Origin of the sequence: Rudaea sp., from assembly GCF_036383415.1 — a bacterium.
Classification (GTDB): Bacteria; Pseudomonadota; Gammaproteobacteria; order Xanthomonadales; family Rhodanobacteraceae; genus Rudaea.
In genome coordinates, this window is sequence record NZ_DASVOK010000474.1 from 1 (window position 1) to 1,872 (window position 1,872).

At 66.3% G+C, this 1,872-nt stretch carries 2 protein-coding genes and 1 pseudogene; 2 read left to right on the forward strand and 1 reads right to left on the reverse strand.

The window, feature by feature from the left end:
- Both VF497_RS17185 and hisC read left to right on the forward strand, forming a co-directional pair.
- Positions 1 to 492 (forward strand): annotated as a pseudogene (locus tag VF497_RS17185) (hypothetical protein); the annotation flags it as partial.
- Between the two features lie 104 nt (positions 493 to 596).
- Positions 597 to 1,649, forward strand: a complete 1,053-nt coding sequence (gene hisC, locus VF497_RS17190) for a histidinol-phosphate transaminase (RefSeq protein ID WP_330891032.1) — start codon at positions 597 to 599, stop codon at positions 1,647 to 1,649.
- A 34-nt stretch (positions 1,650 to 1,683) separates the two neighbouring features.
- Here hisC and VF497_RS17195 read toward each other — a convergent pair.
- Positions 1,684 to 1,872: putative quinol monooxygenase (locus tag VF497_RS17195; protein WP_330891034.1), on the reverse strand; the 189-nt coding region annotated here is incomplete at its 5' end.

The window sequence follows — 1,872 nt, forward strand, 5'->3', positions numbered from 1 at the left end:
ACCGGCACGCTGTGCTTCGTCTCGGTCAATCACGAGGTGACGACCTCGCGCGGGCTTGCGGTCCGCGAGCGGCAGGACATCGTCTATCGCGAGATGACGAGCACACAAGCCGCAGCACCGGCCAAGGCGCCGCCGCCTCCCCCGGCCGCGCAGCACCGCGAGAGCCACGTCTCCGATCCCGTGCTGCTGTTTCGCTATTCGGCGCTGACCTTCAACGGCCACCGCATCCATTACGATCGCGACTACGTCACCAAGGTCGAGGGCTATCCGGGCCTGATCTTCCACGGTCCGTTGCAGGCTTCCTTCATCGTCGAGCTCGCCGCGAAGCTCCGCGGCGGCAAGCCGCCGAAGGAGCTCAGCTATCGCGGTGTGCAGCCGCTGTTCGAGGGCAGCGCGTTCTCGATCAACGCCAACGACAAGGATGGCGGCCTGGAGCTGTGGACCGCCAATGCCGAGGGCCAGCCGACCATGAAGGGCACGGCGACCTGGTAGGTCGCGAGCGCGACCCGCATCGGAATGCGACGGGACAACGCGGCGCTTTCATCAGCGCCTCGTATTCCGTATTGTGACCGCATTCATCCCAGGATCACGAGATCATGAGCCGCTTCTGGAGTTCGGTCGTCCACAATCTGTCGCCCTACGTGCCGGGCGAGCAGCCGAAGATCGGCGGCCTGATCAAGCTCAACACCAACGAGAACCCCTACCCGCCGTCGCCGCGCGCGGTGGCGGCGATCACCGCGGCCACGGATCGGCTGCGGCTCTATCCGGACCCGCGCGCGTCCGTCCTGCGCGAGGCCATCGCGACGCGCTGTGGCGTCACGGCAGACGAGGTGTTCGTCGGCAACGGCTCGGACGAGGTGCTGGCCCACGCCTTTCCGGCGCTGCTGAAGCACGATAAGCCGCTGCTATTCCCCGACATCACTTACAGCTTCTACCCGGTCTATTGCCGCCTCTATCGCGTCGGCTACGAAACTGTGCCGCTCGATGCCGCGATGCGGATCAACCTTGCCGACTACCGGCGGCCGGGCAGCGCCATCCTGCTGTGCAATCCCAACGCACCGACCGGCATCGCACTGCCGCGCGCCGCGATCGAGGCGCTGGTCACCGAGCATCCCGACCGTCTGGTGGTGGTCGACGAGGCCTATGTCGATTTCGGCGCCGAAAGCGCCGTGCCGCTGGTCGCGCGCCACGACAATCTGCTTGTGATCCAGACGCTGTCCAAGTCGCGCGCGCTGGCGGGATTGCGGGTCGGCTTCGCGATCGGCCAGCGCCCGCTGATCGAGGCGCTGGAGCGGGTCAAGGACAGCTTCAACTCCTATCCGCTGGATTGCTTCGCGATCGCAGGCGCCGTCGCCGCGATCGCGGACGACGCATGGTTTGAAGAGACCCGGCAACGCATCATCGGAAGTCGCGAGGCGCTGGCCCGCGGCCTCACCGAGCTCGGCTTCGACGTGCTGCCGTCGCATGCAAATTTCGTGTTCGCCCGCCATCCGAGCCACCGCGGCGCGGATCTCGCCGCAAAACTGCGCGAGCGCGGCGTCCTGGTGCGGCATTTCCAGAAGCCGCGGATCGAGGATTTCCTGCGGATCACGGTCGGCACCGACGATGAATGCGGTCGCCTGATCGACCTGCTGCGTCAGATGGTCTGATCCGCACCTGCGACGACGCCGGCGACAAGGTCGTCTACTCGGCGGGCGTACACCATGTCCCGGCAACCTTGACGCCGAGGTCCGCGGTCTCCTCGCGAAACTGGGCGATCGATCGCGCATTGCGATGCGCCGCGAATCCGGCATCGTCCTGATAGACCTCGTAGATCAGGAGCTTCGAGGTGTCCTCGCGGGGCACAAGAACGTCGAACTGCAGCGTCCCCGG